Consider the following 18,350-nt stretch of genomic DNA (forward strand, 5'->3'; position numbering starts at 1 on the left):
CACTCTCCATGACGGTGGGGCGGGTGCTGCGAGCCTATGCGTCGGCGCTCACGCCCGAGGACCCGCCGCTGTCGTCACAGTGGAGATCGCGTGCACCGCGACCTCCCGGGTGCCGAGGTCGATCGCCAGCACGCTGTCCAGCGGAACCGGCTGCCACCCGGCAGGGGAGACGCCGCTCGAGATCACGTGCACGGCCTCGTCGCGGACCCGGTACGCCATCGCGAAGTAGCCGCTGGAGTCGGCGTGACCGAGCGGGATGTCATCGGCCGAGTCGTACATCGCCCGCACCGAACGGATCGGCCCGGTCGCGGCGCTGTTGACGTGTACGGCGTAGAGGTGGCTCGGTGAGAGCAGCAGCGCGTTGAGGCTGGACGTCGGAAACCGGTGGTGCAGCGCGGAGATCGTCCGCCGGACTGCTTCGGGCTCAGGCTCGTCAGCCGCCGCGCCGATCTCCTGGACGAGGTAGCGGAAGTACCGCTCGGAGTCCGTGGTGCCGCGTACCGCGGCCAGCGACTCGGCGGTCAACAGGCTCTCCAGCTCGGCGATCGGGGCGATGCTCCCGTTGTGCGCGAGGGCCAGACGCCCGTCGGTGAACGGGTGGGTGTTCTCCGGCGACACCGCCAGGCCGTCCGTCGCCCAGCGCAGGTGCACCATCCCGGCGTCCGACAGCGGCTGGTGGGCGAGCTCGGCGTACGCCGGATCGACCAGGGCCGACTCCGGCGAGGTGCGGATCCCGATCCCGTCCGGGCGGCGCCACGCCATGCCCCAGCCGTCACAGTGAATGGTGCACAGCGAGGTGAACTGCCCGAACAGCCCCTCCCCGAGGCTCGCGGAGATCGGCGCGGGTACGCCGGTGACATAGCCCAGCAGGCGGCACATCGTCAGGACTTCTTTCCACATATCGACGGAACGGGCGACCCCGTCCAATGTAGTGCCGCGAGTGCCAGCCACCGGCTCGCTGCTCAGGAGCGTCCAGTGCGCGTGTGGATGCCGGACGGGTGATCACCTTCCCGGCGGCCGGCGAGAGCGGTCGTGGTTCCGGTGGTGCGCAGCAGTCCACGACCGGGGACGCCTGCGCCCCGGTCAGGGGCGGCGGGCGAAAAGCAGCGTGTCGATCGCGGTACCGCTGTCCGTCGAGCGTTCGATCTGCTCGAGCTGCGCGACCTGCCAGCCGTCGACCGCCTCGCCGAGCAGCGCGGTGTCGTACAGGACGGCGTCCTCCTGCGGGCCGCCGACGCCGCGCGACAGGTTCTCACGGTCGTGACCGAGGACCAGCAGGTGGCCACCGGGTCGGACCGCCGCGGCGCACCGGGCGAGCACGTCACGCATGTCGGCCCGCGGCAGGTGCAGGTACAGGACCAGCACCAGATCGAAATCCCGCTCGCCGAGGTCGGCGGTGCGGACGTCGGCCACGCGCCAGGAGACGCGGGCGTCCGCTGCCGCGTGCTGCTGGCCGCGTTGCAGGCCGACGGCGGAGAAGTCGAGCGCCTCCACCCGCCATCCCTGCGCGGCCAGCCACAGCGCCATCCGGCCCTCGCCCGCGGCGACGTCCAGCGCCCGGCCGGCCGGGAGGGCGGAGATCAGCCGTGCCGCCGTCTGGTTCGGTTCGACGGACCACTGCCGTGCCTCTGCGTAGCGGCGATCCCAGTCGGAAGCGTCCATGTCGTCTCCTTCGTGCCAGCCCGTGCTCGGGCCGGGAATCGATCGCCGAACGACGTCACCGCACGCGGTCTAGCTGCGCGCGGCGAGCTCGCGCAGGACGGTCTTGCGGATCTTGCCGACCGACGTGCGGGGCAGCTCGGCGACCTGGACGAACCGGCTGGGCACCTTGAACTTCGCCAGCCGCTCGCGGCACCACGCGTCCAGCGCCTCGCCGTCGAAGGCGTGGCCCTCGGCGATCACGACGTACACGACGATGCTCTCGTCGCGCATCTCGTCGGCCACCCCGATCGCCGCGCACTCGAAGACGCTCGGGTGCTCGTTGACGACCCGCTCGACCTCGCCGGCGGCGACGTTCTCGCCGGCCCGCTTGATCATGTCCTTCGAGCGGTCGACGAAGTAGAAGAAGCCGTCGGCGTCGCGGCGTACGACGTCACCGGTGCGCAGCCAGCCGCCGCCGAACGTCTCCTCGGTGGCCTCGGGGTTGTGCCAGTAGCCGGCGGCGATGGTGACGCCGAGCTCGCCGGCCACGTGCAGGTCGCCCGCTTCGCCGTCCGGCACCTCGGAGCCGTCCTCGCCGACGATCCGCACCTGCACGCCCGGCAGCAGCTTGCCCATGGAGTCCGGGCGGCGCTCCGGCCCGACCGGGTTGAGCGTCGGCGGGATGACCGTCTCGGTCATGCCGTAGCCGTGGATGAGCCGGGTGCGAAAGCGCCTCTCGAACTTGGCCGCCTGATCGTTGGTGACCGCCTGCGCGAACATCGTGGTCCGCAGCGTCGAGTACTTGTCGTGGCGGCTCTCGGGCTGCGCGAGGATCATCCGGATCGGCGCCGCGAACAGCGACGCGAGCGTCGCGCGGTGCCGCCGCACCTGGGCGCCGTACTTCGTGGCGCTGAAGGACGGCATGACGGCGATCGACGCGCCGACCCGCAGCGCGGACATCGTCGGGTAGTACTGCGCATTGGCGTGGAAGAACGGCAGCACGATGAGCCAGCGGTCGTCGGGTCCGACGCTGTAATGCTGTGCGCAGGCGGTGCCGACCGCCAGGTAGTTGGCGTTGGTCACCAGCACGCCCTTGGGCCTGCTGGTCGTGCCCGAGGTGTACAGGATCGCGGCGAGGTCGGTGCCGAGCGCGGGAGCCGAGTGGGTCGGCGTGACCGCGGCCGCCTTCGTCGTGAGCTCGCTGCGGCTGAGCACCCGGATGCCCGGCGCGATCGCCTCCTTCACCGCGTCGATGAGGTCGTCGTCGGCGATGCTCGCCGAGGCACCCGAGTCGGTGAGGAAGTGCCGCAGCTCGTCCACGCTCGACAGCGGGTTCGTGGGCACCAGGACCGCGCCGATCGCGTTGGCGCCCAGCCAAAGGTCGAGGAACTCCGGGCAGTTGGGCAGGTGGACGTGCACCCGGTTGCCGCGGTGGACGCCGAGCTGGCGCAGCACCGCGGCGGCGCGCAGCGACCGCTCGACCTGCTGGGCGTAGGTGACCTTCAGAACCCGGCCGGCGGGGTTCTCGTAGCTCGCGAAGGGGCGCTCCGGCAGGTGCGACCACCACTCGAGGAGCTGGAAGGGAGACACCGCCGCCTCGAACACCTTTGACCACCCTGCTGCCGTACGCCGAACTGCTGCACCAACCCTAGGACTCCCGGCGACGGTCTGCCTAGGCGCCCCCACCCCACCGACGCGCCCCTCCCCGCGCCCGCGAGGTCCCGAATGCGGTGGCTTCTACCCCGGTAATCGCCCGTTAGCGGGGGAGAAGCCACCGCATCAGGGCAGGGCTACTCGGCGAGCCAGGCCGCGAACGCGTCGAAGGAGTACGGGCGGCCGAGGAAGTCCTCGACGAGGTCGGCGGCGTCCTTGGTGCCGCCGGGCGCGAGCACCCGGTCGCGGTAGCGGGTGGCGGCGTCCCGCGCGTAGAGGTCGTCGCGGTCGAACGCGCTGAACATGTCCTTGGCGATCACCAGCGACCACATGTACGTGTAGTAGCCGCTGGAGTACCCGTCGAGGTGGCCGAACGACGCGTGGAAGTGGGTGCCGTCGATGTACGGGAACAGGCTGTACTGCGCCTGCAGCTCGACCAGCCGCGCCGTCAGGTCGTCGTACTGCCGGGTGTGGAACCAGTACGACACGGCGGCGTAGAACATCTGGGTACGGGCCTGGTAGCCCTTGCCGAAGTCGTCGGCCTTGCGCATCGCGTCGACGAGCTCCCGCGGGATCGGCTCGCCGGCGGCGTCGGTGGCGAAGGTCTGCAGGATGTCGGCGTCCCACGCCCACTCCTCGAGCATCTGCGAGGGTGCCTCCACGAAGTCCCACTCGGTGGCGACGCCGGAGAACCGGGCCCACCGCTGCCGGCCGGCGACGATGTGGTGCACGAGGTGGCCGAACTCGTGGAACAGCGTGACGACGTCGGAGTGCTCCATGAGCCCTCGGCTGAAGTTGCACGCCAGCACCCCCTCGGGCAGCTGGCGGCCCGCGATGCCGTTGACCAGGCTGAACTGCGCGGCGTGCTTGAACTTGCCCTCGCGCGGGTGCAGGTCGAGGTGGATCCGACCGAGGTGTTCGCCGCCGTCGATGAGGTACACGTCGTACGACGTGACGTCCTCGTGCCACAAGCCGGCGTCCACCGGCTCGTAGCGCAGGCCGAAGAGCTTGCCGGTGACGTCGAGCAGGCCGGCGCGGACCTTGGTGAAGTCGAAGTAGGTGCGGACCTTCTGGGCGTCGACGTCCAGCTGCTCCTTGCGGACGAGCTCGGCGTAGTAGCCCAGGTCGGCGGCGTCGATCGTCGTGGCTTCGGGGCGGTCCTGCTGCAGGCGCCGCAGCACCACCTCGCGGTCGCGCAGGCCCGACTCCTCGGCGGCGGCCGCGATCTTGTCGATGAACGCGGCGATCGCGGCGCCGTCGCCGATCATCTTGGTCTCGGCGTTGTAGTCGGCCCACGAGTCATAGCCCAGGAGGGTCGCGTACTCGCGCCGCAGCGCGAACAGCTCCTGCAGGATCGCGTCGTTGGCCGGCCAGCCCCGGTTGAGGAACTCCAGGCGCAGCGCGCGGCGCGCGGCGGCGTCCGTGCTGAACGTGCTGAACGGGATCATGTCCGGGTAGTCCGTGGTGATGTGCACGGTGCCGGCGTCGCTGGCCGGGTGCGCGTCGATCCAGTCCTGCGGCAGCCCCTGCAGGGACGCCGGGGCGACGTCGATGCCGCGGACGTCGTCGCGCAGGTGCTTGCCGAAGTCCTGGCTGAGCACGACCATGCGCTCGTTGATCTCGGTGATCCGCGCGCGGGTCGCGTCGTCCTTGTCGACGCCGGAGCGGGTGAAGTCCTGGCGGACCTTCTGCAGCAGCCGCAGCGCCTGCTCGTCGAGCCCGTCCTCGCTCAGCCCGGCGAACACGTCGTACAGCTCGCGATCGAGCCCGATCTCGGTGTACAGCTTGGCGATGTCCTGGCTCACCAGGTCGGCTGCGTCCCGCGCCGCCTCGGAGGGGTGCAGCTCGGAGAAGCTGCCCGCGATCGCGCTCACCTCGCCGACCGCGATGGCCAGCTCGTTCCACCTGTCGAGGACGTCGAGGGCGCCGGCGGTCGGATCGGCCTTGATGCGCTGGACGATCTCGCGACCGGCCGCGAGCGCGGCCGTGCCCTGCTCGGCGATCCAGGAGTGGGCGGTCTCGTTGGGTGGCAGCTGCAAAGTCATGGGTTTCTCCTATGTCAAGCAGCGGCCGCGAGTCCAGGTGCGGATGCTGCTTTGTGGGTGATCTGGTCAGTGACCAGGTGGTTGAAGACAACGCGAGCGAGGCGCCGTTTCAGACAGCGCAGAGCTTCGGGGGTGGACATGCCCTCGGCCTTCTTCTTCTCGTAGTAGGTCTTTCCGAGCCCGTCGAGCCGGATCTGGGTGACAGCGATGCGGTGGACCGCGGCATTGAGCTGTCTGTTGCCGGATCGGGTGAGCCGGACCCGGCCGGCAGTGTTGCCCGACCAGACCGGGATCGGCGCGATCCCGGCGTGACGGGCGAAGGCGGCCTCAGACTTGAACCGGGCTACCCCGGCGGTCTCACCGACGATCTTGGCCGCGGTCAACGCACCCACGCCGGGCATCGCGAGCAGGGTGGGTGCCGCGTGCTCGACAAGGCCGGTGATGCGCCGCTCGAGCGCGTTGATTCGCCTCGTCAGCTCAATCACGTCAGCGAGCTCGTCACGAGCAAGCTCCGCCACGATCCCGGGCAGGCGTGCCAGCGCGTCGGCCAGCTGCTGCTGGCGCACGGCGCGGTCCAGCGATGCCTTCGGCGGTGCGAACTCGGGGTCGATCTCGTGGACGTGCCACAGCAGACGGCAGATCGTCGAAGTGCGGTGTTTGACCAGGTCATCGCGCCTGTCGACCAGGAGCTTGAGCTCCCGAGAGGTCTCGTCATGGGTCGCGACCGGCAGATCCGGTTCACGTTGTGCCGCCCGCGCGACAGCGAGCGCGTCGATCGGGTCGGACTTCCCGCGGGTGCGAGCGACGCGGCGCTGCTCGGCCATCATCTTCGGCGGCACTCGCACCACCGACTGGCCCGCCGTAAGCAGATCACGTTCAAGACGCGCGGACAGGTGACGGCAGTCCTCGATGGCCCACAACAGCTCCTCGCCGAAGCGCGCCCGAGCCCACCTCACCGCGTCCTGGTGACCAGGGGTCGTGGCCGGGAAGGTCTTGTGCCCGAGCTCTTTGCCGACCTCGTCGACCGCGACAAAAGTGTGCGTCCGCTTGTGCACATCCGCGCCAACTACAACCATGGTGGTTGCCTCCTTCACTGGACAGTGATCGGACGGTTGGGCCGGTCGGCGGACACATCTCAGTGGGGGCGTCGCCACGCTCCTATAAAGTCACGCCGGCCGGTCCTTCACACCCGCTGCCGGCAAAACGCATGCTCGCCAGACCCGAAGGTCGGCACCGAGGCTATGAGCCAGACAACGGATGCTCAGGATCCAACCACCGCGTAAGCGGCACTTCACCCTGACACTGACACGAGGCTATCGAGGGCCGCGGACCCAAGCCCCGATCCTCCGCTACGCCCACGGCGAACGGCCGCACACCCGCCCAGGAATCGGCCCGATCCCCTACGCCCACGGCGAACGAGCGAAAATCTGTTGCCCCTCGGGCCTACGCTTCCCTGGTCAAGAGGGGACACCATGCTGCTGCGGTTGTTGCGCACACATCTGGCCGGATACAAGAGGCTGATCGCCGGGATCATCGCCCTCCAGCTGGTCGGGACGATGGCGAATCTCTACCTGCCCAGCCTGAACGCCGACATCATCGACAAGGGCATCGCCACCGGCGACAGCGGCTACATCTGGTCGACCGGCGGCTGGATGCTCGTGGTCACCGCGCTGCAGATCACCTGCAGCATCGCCGCGACCTACCTCGCAGCGCGGACGGCGATGGGGTTCGGGCGCGACGTGCGGTCCTCGGTGTTCAACCGGGTCGGTGAGTTCTCGGCCCGCGAGGTCGGGCAGTTCGGCGCCCCGTCGCTGATCACCCGCACGACGAACGACGTCCAGCAGGTGCAGCTGCTGGTGGTGATGACCTTCGGCATGATGATCACGGCGCCGATCATGGCGACCGGCGGGGTCATCATGGCGCTGCGGCAGGACGTCGGGCTGTCCTGGCTCATGCTGGTCAGCGTCCCGGCGCTGGCCGTGTCGATCATGCTGATCATCCGCCGGATGATCCCGCTGTTCCGCCAGAACCAGGCCCTGGTCGACGAGGTCAACGGCGTCCTGCGTGAGCAGATCACCGGCATCCGCGTCATCCGGGCGTTCGTCCGCGAGGACCACGAGGTCGAGCGGTTCGACGATGCCAACGGCCGGCTCGCCGCGGTCGCGACGTCCGCCGGGCGCTACATGATGACGATCTTCCCGCTGGTGATGTTCGTGCTGAACGTCTCCGGCGCCGCCGTCCTGTGGTTCGGCGCCCAGCGCGTCGAGTCCGGCGAGCTGCAGGTCGGCTCCCTGACGGCCTTCCTCGCCTACCTGATGCAGATCCTGATGTCGGTGATGATGGCGACCTTCATGATGATGATGATCCCGCGGGCCGCGGTCAGCGCCGAACGCATCATGGAGGTGCTCGACACGCGCTCGTCCGTCGTCCCACCCGAGAACCCGGTCCGGGAGGTCCCCGGAGACACCACGGTCCGCCTCGAGCGCGTCCGGTTCAAGTTCCCCGGCGCCGCGGAGCCGGTGCTGCGCGACATCAGCTTCACGGCGGAGCCGGGCCGCACGACGGCCATCATCGGCTCCACCGGCGCCGGCAAGACGACGCTGTTGAACCTCATCCCGCGCCTGGTCGACGTCACCGGCGGCGCCGTGCGGATCCACGGCACCGACGTCCGCGACCTCGACCCGGAGGTGCTGTGGCGGGGCATCGGCCTGGTGCCCCAGCGGCCGTACCTGTTCAGCGGAACGGTCGCGTCGAACCTGCGCTACGGCAACCCGGCCGCCACCGACGACGACCTGTGGGAGGCGCTGCGGATCGCGCAGGCCGAGGACTTCGTGCTGCGTCTCGGCGGCCTCGACGCGCCGATCGCGCAGGGCGGCACCAACGTCTCCGGCGGCCAGCGGCAGCGGCTGTCCATCGCCCGCGCGCTGGTCAGCAAGCCGGCCATCTACCTCTTCGACGACTCGTTCTCCGCGCTCGACCTCGGCACCGACGCGCGCCTGCGCGCGGCCCTGCGGCCGGTCACCGGCGACGCGGTCGTCATCGTCGTCGCGCAGCGGGTGTCCTCCATCATCGACGCCGACCAGATCCTCGTCCTCGAGGACGGCGCCGTCGTCGGCCGCGGCCGCCACCACGAGCTGCTCGACAGCTGCCCGACGTACGCCGAGATCGTCGAGTCCCAGGCCACGGCGGAGGTGGCCGGATGAGCAGCCCGAAGGAGCCGGCGACCGCGGGGCGGGCGTCGAGGAGGCGGCACCGGCCCGGCTTCCGCAGGCCGGCCGCCGCCAGGGCGGCCCGCCGCACGCCATGATGGGCCAGCCGGTGGAGAAGTCGCTGAACTTCTGGCCCTCGACCCGGCGGCTGATGGGCTGGCTCGCGCCGGAGCGCGCGAAGGTGAGCACCGTCGTCGCGCTCGCCGTGGTGAGCGTCGTGCTGTCGGTGATCGCCCCGAAGATCCTCGGCCACGCGATGGACATCATCTTCGGCGGCTCGATCGGCAAGAACGTCCCGCCCGGGGTCTCCCGCCAGGAGGTCATCGACGGGATCCGCGCGTCCGGCAACGCCCGCCTCGCCGACGTCCTGTCGGCGATGCCGTTCGTGCCCGGGCAGGGCATCGCGTTCGCGAGCCTGCGCAACACGCTGCTGGCGGTGCTCGCGCTGTACGTCGTGTCCTCGCTGTTCCAATGGCTGACCGGCTACCTGCTCAACGACGCCGTGCAGGTCACGATCCGCCGGATGCGCCGGGCCGTCGAGGACAAGCTGCACCGGCTGCCGCTGTCGTACTTCGACCGGCAGCCGCGCGGCGAGATCCTCAGCCGGGTCACCAACGACATCGACAACATCGCGCAGACGCTCACGCAGACCCTCGCCCAGCTGCTCACCGCGCTGCTGACGGTCATCGGCGTCGTCGTGATGATGTTCGTGATCTCGCCCCTGCTGGCGATCATCGCGCTGATCACCATCCCGTTGTCCGGGCTGGTCACCGCGTTCATCGGCAAGCGCTCGCAGAAGAAGTTCGTCGCGCAGTGGAAGCACACCGGCCAGCTCAACGCGCAGATCGAGGAGGCCTTCACCGGTCACGAGCTGGTGAAGGTGTTCGGCCGCCAGAAGGAGGTCTCGGCGGCCTTCGACGCGACCAACCAGAAGCTGTACGAGGCCGCGTTCGGCGCCCAGTTCATCAGCGGCATGATCATGCCGGTCATGTTCTTCATCGGGAACCTGAACTACGTCGCGATCGCGGTCATCGGCGGCATCCGGATCACCTCCGGCGCGATGACCCTCGGCGACGTGCAGGCGTTCATCCAGTACTCCCAGCGGTTCACCCAGCCGCTCACCCAGGTCGCGTCGATGGCCAACCTGCTGCAGTCCGGGGTGGCCAGCGCCGAGCGGGTCTTCGCGCTGCTGGACGCCGCGGAGGAGTCGCCCGAGCCGCCGGCGTACCCGGGGGAGCCGGGCCCGGGCCGGGTCGAGTTCGAGCACGTGTCATTCGCCTACAGCCCCGACAAGCCGCTGATCAGCGACCTGTCGCTGGTCGCCGATCCGGGCCAGACGGTCGCCATCGTCGGCCCCACCGGCGCCGGGAAGACGACCCTGGTCAACCTGATCATGCGGTTCTACGAGCTGGACGCCGGCCGCATCACCCTCGACGGCGTCGACATCGCCACGATGCCCCGCGACCAGCTGCGCGACCGGATCGGGATGGTGCTGCAGGACTCCTGGCTGTTCGGCGGCACGATCCGCGCCAACATCGCCTACGGCAAGCCCGACGCGACCGACGAGGAGATCCTCGCCGCGGCGCGTGCGACGTACGTCGACCGGTTCGTGCACTCGCTGCCGGACGGCTACGAGACCGTCATCGACGAGGAGGCCTCGAACATCTCCGCCGGCGAGAAGCAGCTCATCACCATCGCGCGGGCGTTCATCGCCGAGCCGTCGCTGCTGATCCTCGACGAGGCCACGTCCTCGGTCGACACCCGCACCGAGCTGCTCGTACAGCACGCCATGTCGGCGCTGCGCAGCGACCGGACGTCGTTCGTGATCGCGCACCGCCTCTCGACGATCCGCGACGCCGACCTGATCCTGGTGATGGAGGACGGCCAGATCGTCGAGCAGGGCACCCACGAGTCGCTGCTCGAGCGCGAGGGCGCCTACTGGCGGCTGTACAACTCGCAGTTCACCGCCGCGCTCGAGCCCGAGCGCTGAGGGGCCCGTCCTCCCCGAGACGTAGCGCGCTCCTCACGGTCGTCGGCCCTCGCGGTCGTCGATCCTCACGGTCGTCGACGATCACGGTCGTCGAGCGAGGAGTGTCGCGCAGCGACCGACGACGTCGAGATGGCGGGCGCTCCGACTGGACGGCGTCTGATTCGACCGCTCAGCGCGGCAGCAGGACGACGTTGTCGAGCAGCCGCGGCTTGCCGAGCCGCACGGCCATCGAGGCGAGCGCGCCGACCGAGGGGTCGACGTGGTCGAGCTCCTCGAGGGTGTCGGGGTGCGCGATGCTGACGTAGTCCGGCTCGGCCAGCGGCTCGGCCGCGAGCACCGCGCTCATCGCCGAGCGCAGCGCGGCGCCGTGGATCTCGCCGTCCTGCCACGCCTTCTCGACGGCGTCCAGCGCGCGGCGCAGCACGACCGCGCGCTCGCGCTCGGTCGGGTCGAGGTAGGTGTTGCGGCTGGACATCGCCAGCCCGTCGGGCTCGCGGACCGTCGCGGCGGCGACGACCTCCAGCGGCATCCCGAGGTCGCGGACCAGCTTGCGGACGACGACGACCTGCTGCGCGTCCTTCTGCCCGAAGTACGCGCGGGTGGGCTGGACGACGTTGAAGATCACCGACAGCACCGTGCTGACGCCGCGGAAGTGCCCCGGACGGCGGCCGCCCTCGAGGACGTCGGTGATGCCGTGCACGTCCACGTAGGTGTCGAACCCGGGCGGGTAGACGTCCTCGTCACCCGGCGTCCACACCAGGTCGCAGCCGGTCGCCTCCAGCAGCGAGAGGTCGCGGTCGAGGTCGCGCGGGTACGTCGCGAGGTCCTCCTTCGGCCCGAACTGCAGCGGGTTGACGAAGATCGAGGCGATCGCCGAGCCGCAGTCCTCCTTCGCGCGCCGCACCAGGGACAGGTGGCCGTCGTGCAGGAAGCCCATCGTGGGCACCAGGCCCAGCGTGCCGTGCTCGGCGCGGGCGGCGCGCAGCTCGGCCCGCGTGGTCACGACCTTCACCGCTCGCCCTCCAGCGAGCCCAGGGCGCGCTGCAGGACGTCGGCGTCCATCTTCGCGCTGTTGGCCGCGGTCGGGAATCGCCCGTTGCGGACGTCGTCGGCGTACTCCTCGAGGCCGCCGACGATCTCGTCGCCGAGCGTGCGGTAGCGGCGGGTGTGCCGCGGCACGAAGTCCTCGTAGAGGCCGAGCAGGTCGTGCCAGACCTGCACCTGTCCGGAGCATCCGGCGCCGGCGCCGATCCCGATCGTGGGCACGCTGAGCCGCTCGGTGATCGCCGCCGCCAGGGGAGCGGGGATCAGCTCGAGGACGACGGCCCACGCGCCGGCCTCCTGCAGCGCGAGCGCGTCGCGTAGCAGCCGGGCCGCGGCGTCCGACTCGCGCGCCTGCACCTTCATGCCGATGGTGTTGACCGACTGCGGGGTGAAGCCGAGGTGGCCCATCACCGGCACGCCCTCGGCGACCAGGGCCTCGATGGTGGCGGCCCGCGCAGCGCCGCCTTCCAGCTTCACCGACTGGCAGCCGGCCTCGGTCATCAGCCGGGCCGCGTTGCGCAGCGCGTCGGAGGGCTGGGCGTACGACATGAACGGCAGGTCGGAGATGACCAGCGGCCGCGAGCAGCCGCGCATCACCATCTTGGTGTGGTAGATGATGTCGTCGACGGTGACCGGCAGCGTCGAGTCGCGGCCCTGCATCACCATGCCCAGCGAGTCACCCACGAGGATGAGGTCGATCCCGCTGCGCTCCACCAGCGCCGCGGCGGTGTAGTCGTAGGCGGTGATCATGGCGATCGGCCGTCCTTCGGCCTTCATCGCCGCGAGATCGGCGATCGAGTTTCGGCGGACCATGCATTCCTCCGGGTCGGTGGGGGCCGGTTGGGGACCGATCGTAAGCGTTGCTAACGATCCTGTCGTGGGGGTGTGAGCAGGATCCGCATCTGCTGGACGACGTCGGCGGGCACGCCGCGCTCGGCGACCAGCCCGAGCGTGGCCAGGCCGCACGCCCGGTACAGGGTGGCCTGGTCGCTGTCGTCCAACGCCGCCAGGTGCCGCCGCAGGGTGCCGACGTCGCCGCGGACGGCCGGTCCGGTGAGCCCGTCCGGCAGCCCGTGGGCCGCGAGCCCGTCCAGCGTGCTGTACATCAGCGGCAGCAGCGCGTCGAGCGCCGGCCGGCGCTCTACGCCGCAGCCGGCGAGCAGCTCGGTGGCGTGCGCGATCAGCGTGACGGAGTAGTTCGCGGCGAGCACGGCGGCCGCGTGATAGCGCGCGCGATCCGGCTCGGCGAGGTCGATCGGGTGGCCGCCCAGCCGCTCGCTGAGCCCGTGCAGCGCCGTCTGCAGCGGCTCCCCGGCGGTGATCGCCCAGGTGATGCCGTCACGGATGCCGGTCCGGGTGGTCGCGAAGGCCTGCAGGGGATGCCAGGCGCCGACCGCGCAGCCGGCGTCCGCCAGCGGGCGCAGCGGCTCGAGCCCGAGCGCGCCCGAGCAGTGCACGACGGCGCTGCCCGCAGGGGGACCCGCGGCATCGAGGGAGGCGGCGAGCCGCGTCGCGGTCGTCTCGATCGCGTCGTCCGGCACGCACAGCGCGACGAGCCCGGAGACGTCGGGCAGGCTGCGGCCGGGCAGCAGCCGCGCCTCGACTCCGGCGGCGCCGAGCGCCTCGGCGAGCGCCGTGCCCACCCGGCCCCGGCCGAGGACTGTCACCTTCACGCCCCGAGTGTTTCAGAGCGCGCCGTCGGGCGCGACCGCCGGACACGACGGACATGACAGTGATGTCAACTCTGGGTAGGCTCGTGCGGATACCGCCACGACCCAGGAGCCTGCCGTGACCCAGCCCCTCTACCCCGGTTCGATCCCGGAGACGCCCGATATCCAGCAGGCCCGCTCCTGGGCCTTCAGCGCGCACCTCACCCGGATGGCGCGCACGGACCCCGACAAGCTGGCGTTCAAGTGCGGCGACGACACGCTCACCTACGGCGAGTTCGACCGGCAGGTCACCCGGCTGGCCAACGCGCTGCGCGCGTCGGGCCTCGGCCGCGGTGACCGGGTCGCGACGGTCTGCATGAACCACCTGGAGCACGTCATCACGATCTGGGCGGCCTGGCGGCTCGGCGCGGTCGCGGTGCCGATGAACTTCCGCCTCGCACCGCCGGAGCTGACCTTCCTGCTCACCGACTCCGGGGCGAGCGCGCTGGTGATCGACGCGGCGTTCGACCACCTCGAGGACGCCGCCCGCGCGGGCCTGAAGGTGCACCTCGTGGTCGGCGACAGCGACAGCGGCGCGCAGCCGTTCGGCGAGTTCCTGGCCACCGGCGGCGACGAGCACGAGTACGTGCACGTCGAGGAGCAGGAGCTCTGCGCGATCATGTACACCTCGGGCACCACCGGCCTGCCCAAGGGCGCGATGCTGAGCTACGCGAACCTGCTGGCGCAGGTGCACAACGTCATCATCGCCTTCAAGATCTCCGGGCCGGACGAGGTCAACCTCTGCGGCGTACCGCTGTTCCACATCGCCGGCATCGGCGGGCTGCTGCCGAACTTCCGGGTCGGCGGCCACACGGTCATCCAGCGGCTCGGCGCCTTCGACCCGCAGGCCACCCTGGAGATGATCCGCGACGAGGGCGTGACGCAGTGCTTCCTGGTCCCGACCCAGTGGCAGGCGGTGTGCGCGCTGCCGCCGCTGGACCCGCCGATCACCACGCTGCGGCGCATCTCGTGGGGCGCCGCCCCGACGACCAAGGCCATCCTCGAGGCGATGGACCGCACCTTCCCGGGCGTGGAGAACGTGGCCGTGTTCGGGCAGACCGAGATGTCGCCGGTGACCTGCTCGCTGGAGGCCAAGGACGCGATCCGCAAGATCGGCTCGGTGGGCAAGCCCATCGCGGGCGTCGAGGCCCGCGTGGTCGACCCGGCGATGAACGACGTACCGCAGGGCGACGTCGGCGAGATCGTATACCGCGGGCCGAACATGATGCTCGGCTACTGGAACCGGCCCGAGGCCACGGCCGACGCGTTCGCGGGCGGCTGGTTCCACTCCGGGGACCTCGTGCGGGTCGACGAGGAGGGCTTCGTCTACGTCGTCGACCGGCTCAAGGACATGCTGATCTCCGGCGGGGAGAACATCTACTGCGCGGAGGTCGAGGCCGCCGTCCAGTCGCACCCCGGGGTCCTCGAGGCGGCCGTCATCGGGCAGCCGCACGAGAAGTGGGGTGAGGTGCCGGTCGTGGTGGTCGCGCCGGTCGTCGGCGCAGAGCTGACCGAGCAGCAGCTGCTCGAGTACGTCTCCGGGAAGCTGGCGAAGTACAAGCAGCCCAAGGCGGTGCACTTCGTCGACGCGCTGCCGCGTAACGCTTCGGGCAAGGTCACCAAGCCCACTTTGCGGGCCCAGTACGCTCGGGGCTAGTTACCGTCCCCCGACTGCTGGAACCGACCGGTCGCGGTGACGACCGAGCGGCTCGGCGGTCGTGGATGCCAGCACAAGGAGAGCCATGCAAGGACTCATGCAGGTCGCGCCGTTGACGATCGTCGACATCTTCGAGCGGTGCGAGTCGATGTTCCCCGACCACAAGGTGATCACCCGCGGTCCGGCTCCGCACGAGTACACCTACGGCGACTGGGCGAAGCGGGTCCGCCGGCTCGGCACCGCCCTCGACGAGCTCGGCCTGTCGGACGACGCCCGCGTCGGGACCTTCTGCTGGAACCACCACCAGCACCTCGAGCTGTACTACGCGATTCCGTGCACCGGCCGGGTGATGCACAACCTGAACATCCGGCTGTTCCCCGAGCAGCTCGTCTACATCGTCAACCACGCGGAGGACGAGGCGGTCTTCGTCGACCGCTCGTTGCTGCCGCTGTTCCTGCCGATCCTCGACCAGTCGCCGACGGTCAAGAAGGTCATCGTCATCGACGACGGCTCGGGACCGGAGGTCGTCGACGGCGAGCGGTTCCTGGACTACGAGCAGCTCATCGCCGACCGCGCCCCTGCCCAGTTCTTCGTCGAGGACGAGAACACGGCGTCCGGCATGTGCTACACCTCCGGCACCACCGGCAACCCCAAGGGCGTGCTGTACTCGCACCGTTCGACGTGGCTGCACGCGATGGGCATGACCTCGAGCATGACGATCGCGGTCGCCAACACCGACCGCGCCCTGGTCGTCGTCCCGATGTTCCACGCGAACGCGTGGGGGATGCCCTACGCCGCGCCGATGTGCGGCGCCGAGCTGGTGTTCCCGGGCTCGGACATGTCCCCGGCCGCGCTGGCCCGGATCTTCCAGGACGACCGGATCACCATCGGCATGGGCGTGCCCACCATCTGGCAGGGGATGCTGCCGCTGCTGGACCAGTACGACTTCAGCGCGGTGCGCGCGATCACGTCCGGCGGCTCGGCCGTGCCGCGCGCGCTGATCAAGGAGTTCCGGGACCGGGTCGGCGTGCCGATGCTGCAGGGCTGGGGGATGACCGAGACCAGCCCCGTCGCGTCCATCGCCAAGCCGCAGCGCCGCGACCTCGGCAAGAGCCCCGACGAGCTGCTGGACGTCGCCGCCCAGGCGGGCACGATCGTCGGCGGCGTGCAGGCGCGGGTGGCCAGCCTGGAGACCGGCGAGGCGCAGCCGTGGGACGGCGAGAGCACCGGAGAGCTGCAGGTGCGCGGCAACTGGATCGCCCGCGAGTACTTCAAGGGCGAGACGCCGCTGTCGACCGAGGACGGCTGGATGCGCACCGGCGACATCGCGGCCATCACGCCCGAGGGCGTCATCCGGATCGTCGACCGGACGAAGGATCTGGTGAAGTCCGGCGGTGAGTGGATCTCCTCGGTGGACGTCGAGAACATCCTGATGGCGCACCCGGACGTGCGGGAGGCCGCCATCGTCGGCGTCCCGCACCCGAAGTGGACCGAGCGCCCGCTGGCGTGCGTCGTCCTGAAGGACGGCGTCGAGCCGAGCGAGCAGAAGAAGCAGGAGATCCTCGAGTTCCTGGCCCCGCAGATCGCCAAGTGGTGGATGCCGGACGCGGTCGAATTCATCGACGAGGTGCCCAAGACCAGCGTCGGCAAGTTCTCCAAGAAGGACCTGCGCGACGCGTACGCCGGATACCAGCTTCCCGACGCGGCCGGGCGCTGAGGCATGGGCCGGGTGAAGCAGGCCAGGATGGTGCTGAAGGGCCCCGGCGCGCTGCGCGCCGTCGCGGCGCTCGACGAGCGCGTGTACGGAGCGCTCGCGGCCGCGCACAGCCCGGTGCTCGATCGCACGATGCCGGCGCTGTCGCGAGCCGCCGACTACTCGGTGCTCTGGATGAGCCTGGCGACGGCGATGCGCGTGTTCGGCGGACGTCGCTCGAAGCGCGCCGCCGCCCGCGGGTTGGGCACAGTGGCGGTCTCGAGCCTGGTCACCAACCAGGGCCTCAAGCGGCTGCACTGGCGCAACCGCCCGGACGGCAACCTGGTGCCGCTGCGCCGGCAGGCCAAGCGGATGCCGACGTCGTCGTCGTTCCCGTCGGGGCACTCGGCCAGCGCCGCCGCGTTCGCGACCGCGGTCGCCTTCGAGAACGCCCCGCTGGGCGCCGCGCTCGGCGTCCTCGCGCTCGGCGTCGGCACCTCGCGCGTCGCGACCGGCGCGCACTATCCGAGCGACGTCCTCACCGGCTTCGCCGTCGGGGCGGGGGTCGCGGCGCTCGGCGCGAAGGTGTTCCCGCCGGTGCTGCCGGTCGTCACCGACGAGGAGATGCCCGAGCAGGTCGAGATCGGCGCCCTTCCCGAGGGCGCCGGCCTGGTCGTGATCGTCAACGAGAAGTCCGGCGTGGACAAGGCCCCGATCACCGACGAGATCAAGGCCGGCCTGCCGAAGGCCGAGCTCATCACGCTGGAGCCGCACGCGGACCTCCTCGAGGTCGCCGAGGACGCCGTCGCGCGTGGCGCGAAGGCACTGGGGGTCTCCGGCGGCGACGGCACCGTCGTGGCGATCGCGCAGATCGCGATGAAGCACGACCTGCCGCTCGCCGTGTTCCCGGGCGGCACCTTCAACCATTTCGCCAAGGACGTGCGCGTGCCGCAGGTCGCCGACGCGATCGAGGCGGTCACCGGCGGTTTCGGGACCCGGATCGACGTGGCGACGATGGGCGAGAAGATCTTCTTGAACACCGCGAGCGTCGGGACGTACCCGGAGTTCGTCACCGAGCGCGAGAAGCTGCAGCCCCGATACGGCAAGCGGCTGGCCGCGGTGATCGCGGCTCGCCGGCTGCTGAAGTCGCAACCCAAGGCGCACCTGCGGATCAACGGCGAGCCGGTCACGGCGATGCTGTTCTTCGTCGGCAACGGCGAGTACCTGCCGCTCGACTTCGCGCCCGCCCTGCGTCCCCGTATGGATACCGGCGTCCTCGACGTGCGGATCCTGGTCAGCGACAAGCGGGCGATCGGCCCGCGGCTGCTGTGGGCGACGCTGACCGGCAGGCTCGAGCACTCCGCGCTCTACCAGCGGCGCGTGGTGTCGTCGATGAACGTCGAGGTGCTCGAGTCGGAGATCCTCGTCTCGCGCGACGGCGAGGTCGACGACCCGCAGAAGTCGCTGGCGTTCGGCGTCCGGCGCGGCGCGCTCACCGTCTACCAGCCCAAGAACCCCACCATCTGACGCATCCCAACGCTCGTCGAGCGCCCGGGGTCGAGCGCCCCGGGTCGACCACCGCCTATGGTCGCCGAGCACCACCGATGGTCGTCGAGCGCCCCGGGTCGACCACCACCGATGGTCGTCGAGCGAGCGAGGAACGAGCGATGTCGAGACGCCGGTAGTCGACAGTTCGCCGGACCACGGCG

The 18,350-nt window shown here is 70.5% G+C and carries 13 protein-coding genes; 5 read left to right on the forward strand and 8 right to left on the reverse strand.

What is annotated here, in order from left to right; translation table 11 throughout:
• Positions 1–48: 48 nt before the first annotated feature.
• The 5 genes from F8A92_RS00670 to F8A92_RS00690 form a co-directional block, all read right to left on the reverse strand.
• Positions 49–879 carry a class II glutamine amidotransferase gene (locus F8A92_RS00670; protein WP_194291302.1) on the reverse strand — a complete coding sequence of 277 codons (831 nt, stop codon included), beginning with the start codon at positions 877–879 and terminating at the stop codon, positions 49–51.
• Positions 880–1,083: 204 nt separating this feature from the next.
• Positions 1,084–1,662: a class I SAM-dependent methyltransferase gene (locus F8A92_RS00675; protein WP_153502657.1), complete on the reverse strand. Its 579-nt coding sequence runs from the start codon at positions 1,660–1,662 to the stop codon at positions 1,084–1,086.
• Positions 1,663–1,731: 69 nt separating this feature from the next.
• Positions 1,732–3,231: a class I adenylate-forming enzyme family protein gene (locus tag F8A92_RS00680; RefSeq protein ID WP_194291303.1), complete on the reverse strand. Its 1,500-nt coding sequence runs from the start codon at positions 3,229–3,231 to the stop codon at positions 1,732–1,734.
• Between the two features lie 200 nt (positions 3,232–3,431).
• Positions 3,432–5,339: a M3 family metallopeptidase gene (locus tag F8A92_RS00685; RefSeq protein WP_153502659.1), complete on the reverse strand. Its 1,908-nt coding sequence runs from the start codon at positions 5,337–5,339 to the stop codon at positions 3,432–3,434.
• Positions 5,340–5,353: 14 nt separating this feature from the next.
• Complete coding sequence (locus tag F8A92_RS00690) at positions 5,354–6,433, reverse strand: IS110 family RNA-guided transposase (protein ID WP_323368406.1); 1,080 nt, start codon at positions 6,431–6,433, stop codon at positions 5,354–5,356.
• A gap of 378 nt (positions 6,434–6,811) precedes the next feature.
• Here F8A92_RS00690 and F8A92_RS00695 point away from each other — a divergent pair, with 378 nt between their 5' ends.
• Both F8A92_RS00695 and F8A92_RS00700 read left to right on the forward strand, forming a co-directional pair.
• Positions 6,812–8,542, forward strand: a complete 1,731-nt coding sequence (locus F8A92_RS00695) for an ABC transporter ATP-binding protein (protein WP_153502661.1) — start codon at positions 6,812–6,814, stop codon at positions 8,540–8,542.
• A 100-nt stretch (positions 8,543–8,642) separates the two neighbouring features.
• Positions 8,643–10,538 carry an ABC transporter ATP-binding protein gene (locus F8A92_RS00700; protein ID WP_153502662.1) on the forward strand — a complete coding sequence of 632 codons (1,896 nt, stop codon included), beginning with the start codon at positions 8,643–8,645 and terminating at the stop codon, positions 10,536–10,538.
• 169 nt (positions 10,539–10,707) lie between these two features.
• Here the strand turns inward: F8A92_RS00700 and panC are convergent, their stop codons facing one another.
• From panC to F8A92_RS00715, 3 genes are read right to left on the reverse strand one after another with little or no spacing between them, the layout of a single operon-like run.
• On the reverse strand, positions 10,708–11,541 hold the full coding sequence (gene panC, locus F8A92_RS00705) for a pantoate--beta-alanine ligase (protein WP_267130029.1): 834 nt from the start codon (positions 11,539–11,541) through the stop codon (positions 10,708–10,710).
• A gap of 5 nt (positions 11,542–11,546) precedes the next feature.
• On the reverse strand, positions 11,547–12,395 hold the full coding sequence (panB, locus tag F8A92_RS00710; protein ID WP_153502664.1) for a 3-methyl-2-oxobutanoate hydroxymethyltransferase: 849 nt from the start codon (positions 12,393–12,395) through the stop codon (positions 11,547–11,549).
• A gap of 50 nt (positions 12,396–12,445) precedes the next feature.
• The gene (locus F8A92_RS00715) at positions 12,446–13,255 is read right to left on the reverse strand and encodes a Rossmann-like and DUF2520 domain-containing protein (RefSeq protein WP_153502665.1); all 810 of its coding nucleotides are present in this window, start codon (positions 13,253–13,255) and stop codon (positions 12,446–12,448) included.
• Positions 13,256–13,370: 115 nt separating this feature from the next.
• On the opposite strand from F8A92_RS00715, the gene F8A92_RS00720 reads away from it, so the two are divergent.
• From F8A92_RS00720 to F8A92_RS00730, 3 genes are all read left to right on the forward strand, one after another.
• On the forward strand, positions 13,371–14,948 hold the full coding sequence (locus F8A92_RS00720; protein ID WP_228389087.1) for a long-chain-fatty-acid--CoA ligase: 1,578 nt from the start codon (positions 13,371–13,373) through the stop codon (positions 14,946–14,948).
• An 85-nt stretch (positions 14,949–15,033) separates the two neighbouring features.
• The gene (locus tag F8A92_RS00725) at positions 15,034–16,665 is read left to right on the forward strand and encodes a long-chain fatty acid--CoA ligase (protein WP_153502666.1); all 1,632 of its coding nucleotides are present in this window, start codon (positions 15,034–15,036) and stop codon (positions 16,663–16,665) included.
• A gap of 27 nt (positions 16,666–16,692) precedes the next feature.
• Positions 16,693–18,168, forward strand: a complete 1,476-nt coding sequence (locus tag F8A92_RS00730; RefSeq protein WP_194291304.1) for a diacylglycerol kinase family protein — start codon at positions 16,693–16,695, stop codon at positions 18,166–18,168.
• Positions 18,169–18,350: the final 182 nt, after the last annotated feature.

This window comes from Cumulibacter manganitolerans, assembly GCF_009602465.1.
In the GTDB taxonomy this organism is placed as follows: Bacteria; Actinomycetota; Actinomycetes; order Mycobacteriales; family Antricoccaceae; genus Cumulibacter; species Cumulibacter manganitolerans.

Excerpts from the sequence above, each read along its gene's own strand:
- F8A92_RS00695 (WP_153502661.1), top strand. The coding sequence starts at position 6,812 with ATGCTGCTGCGGTTGTTGCGCACACATCTGGCCGGATACAAGAGGCTG.
- F8A92_RS00725 (WP_153502666.1), top strand. The coding sequence starts at position 15,034 with ATGCAAGGACTCATGCAGGTCGCGCCGTTGACGATCGTCGACATCTTC.
- F8A92_RS00685 (WP_153502659.1), bottom strand. The coding sequence starts at position 5,339 with ATGACTTTGCAGCTGCCACCCAACGAGACCGCCCACTCCTGGATCGCC.
- F8A92_RS00730 (WP_194291304.1), top strand. The coding sequence starts at position 16,693 with ATGGTGCTGAAGGGCCCCGGCGCGCTGCGCGCCGTCGCGGCGCTCGAC.
- F8A92_RS00670 (WP_194291302.1), bottom strand. The coding sequence starts at position 879 with ATGTGCCGCCTGCTGGGCTATGTCACCGGCGTACCCGCGCCGATCTCC.
- F8A92_RS00700 (WP_153502662.1), top strand. The coding sequence starts at position 8,643 with ATGATGGGCCAGCCGGTGGAGAAGTCGCTGAACTTCTGGCCCTCGACC.
- panB (WP_153502664.1), bottom strand. The coding sequence starts at position 12,395 with ATGGTCCGCCGAAACTCGATCGCCGATCTCGCGGCGATGAAGGCCGAA.
- F8A92_RS00675 (WP_153502657.1), bottom strand. The coding sequence starts at position 1,662 with ATGGACGCTTCCGACTGGGATCGCCGCTACGCAGAGGCACGGCAGTGG.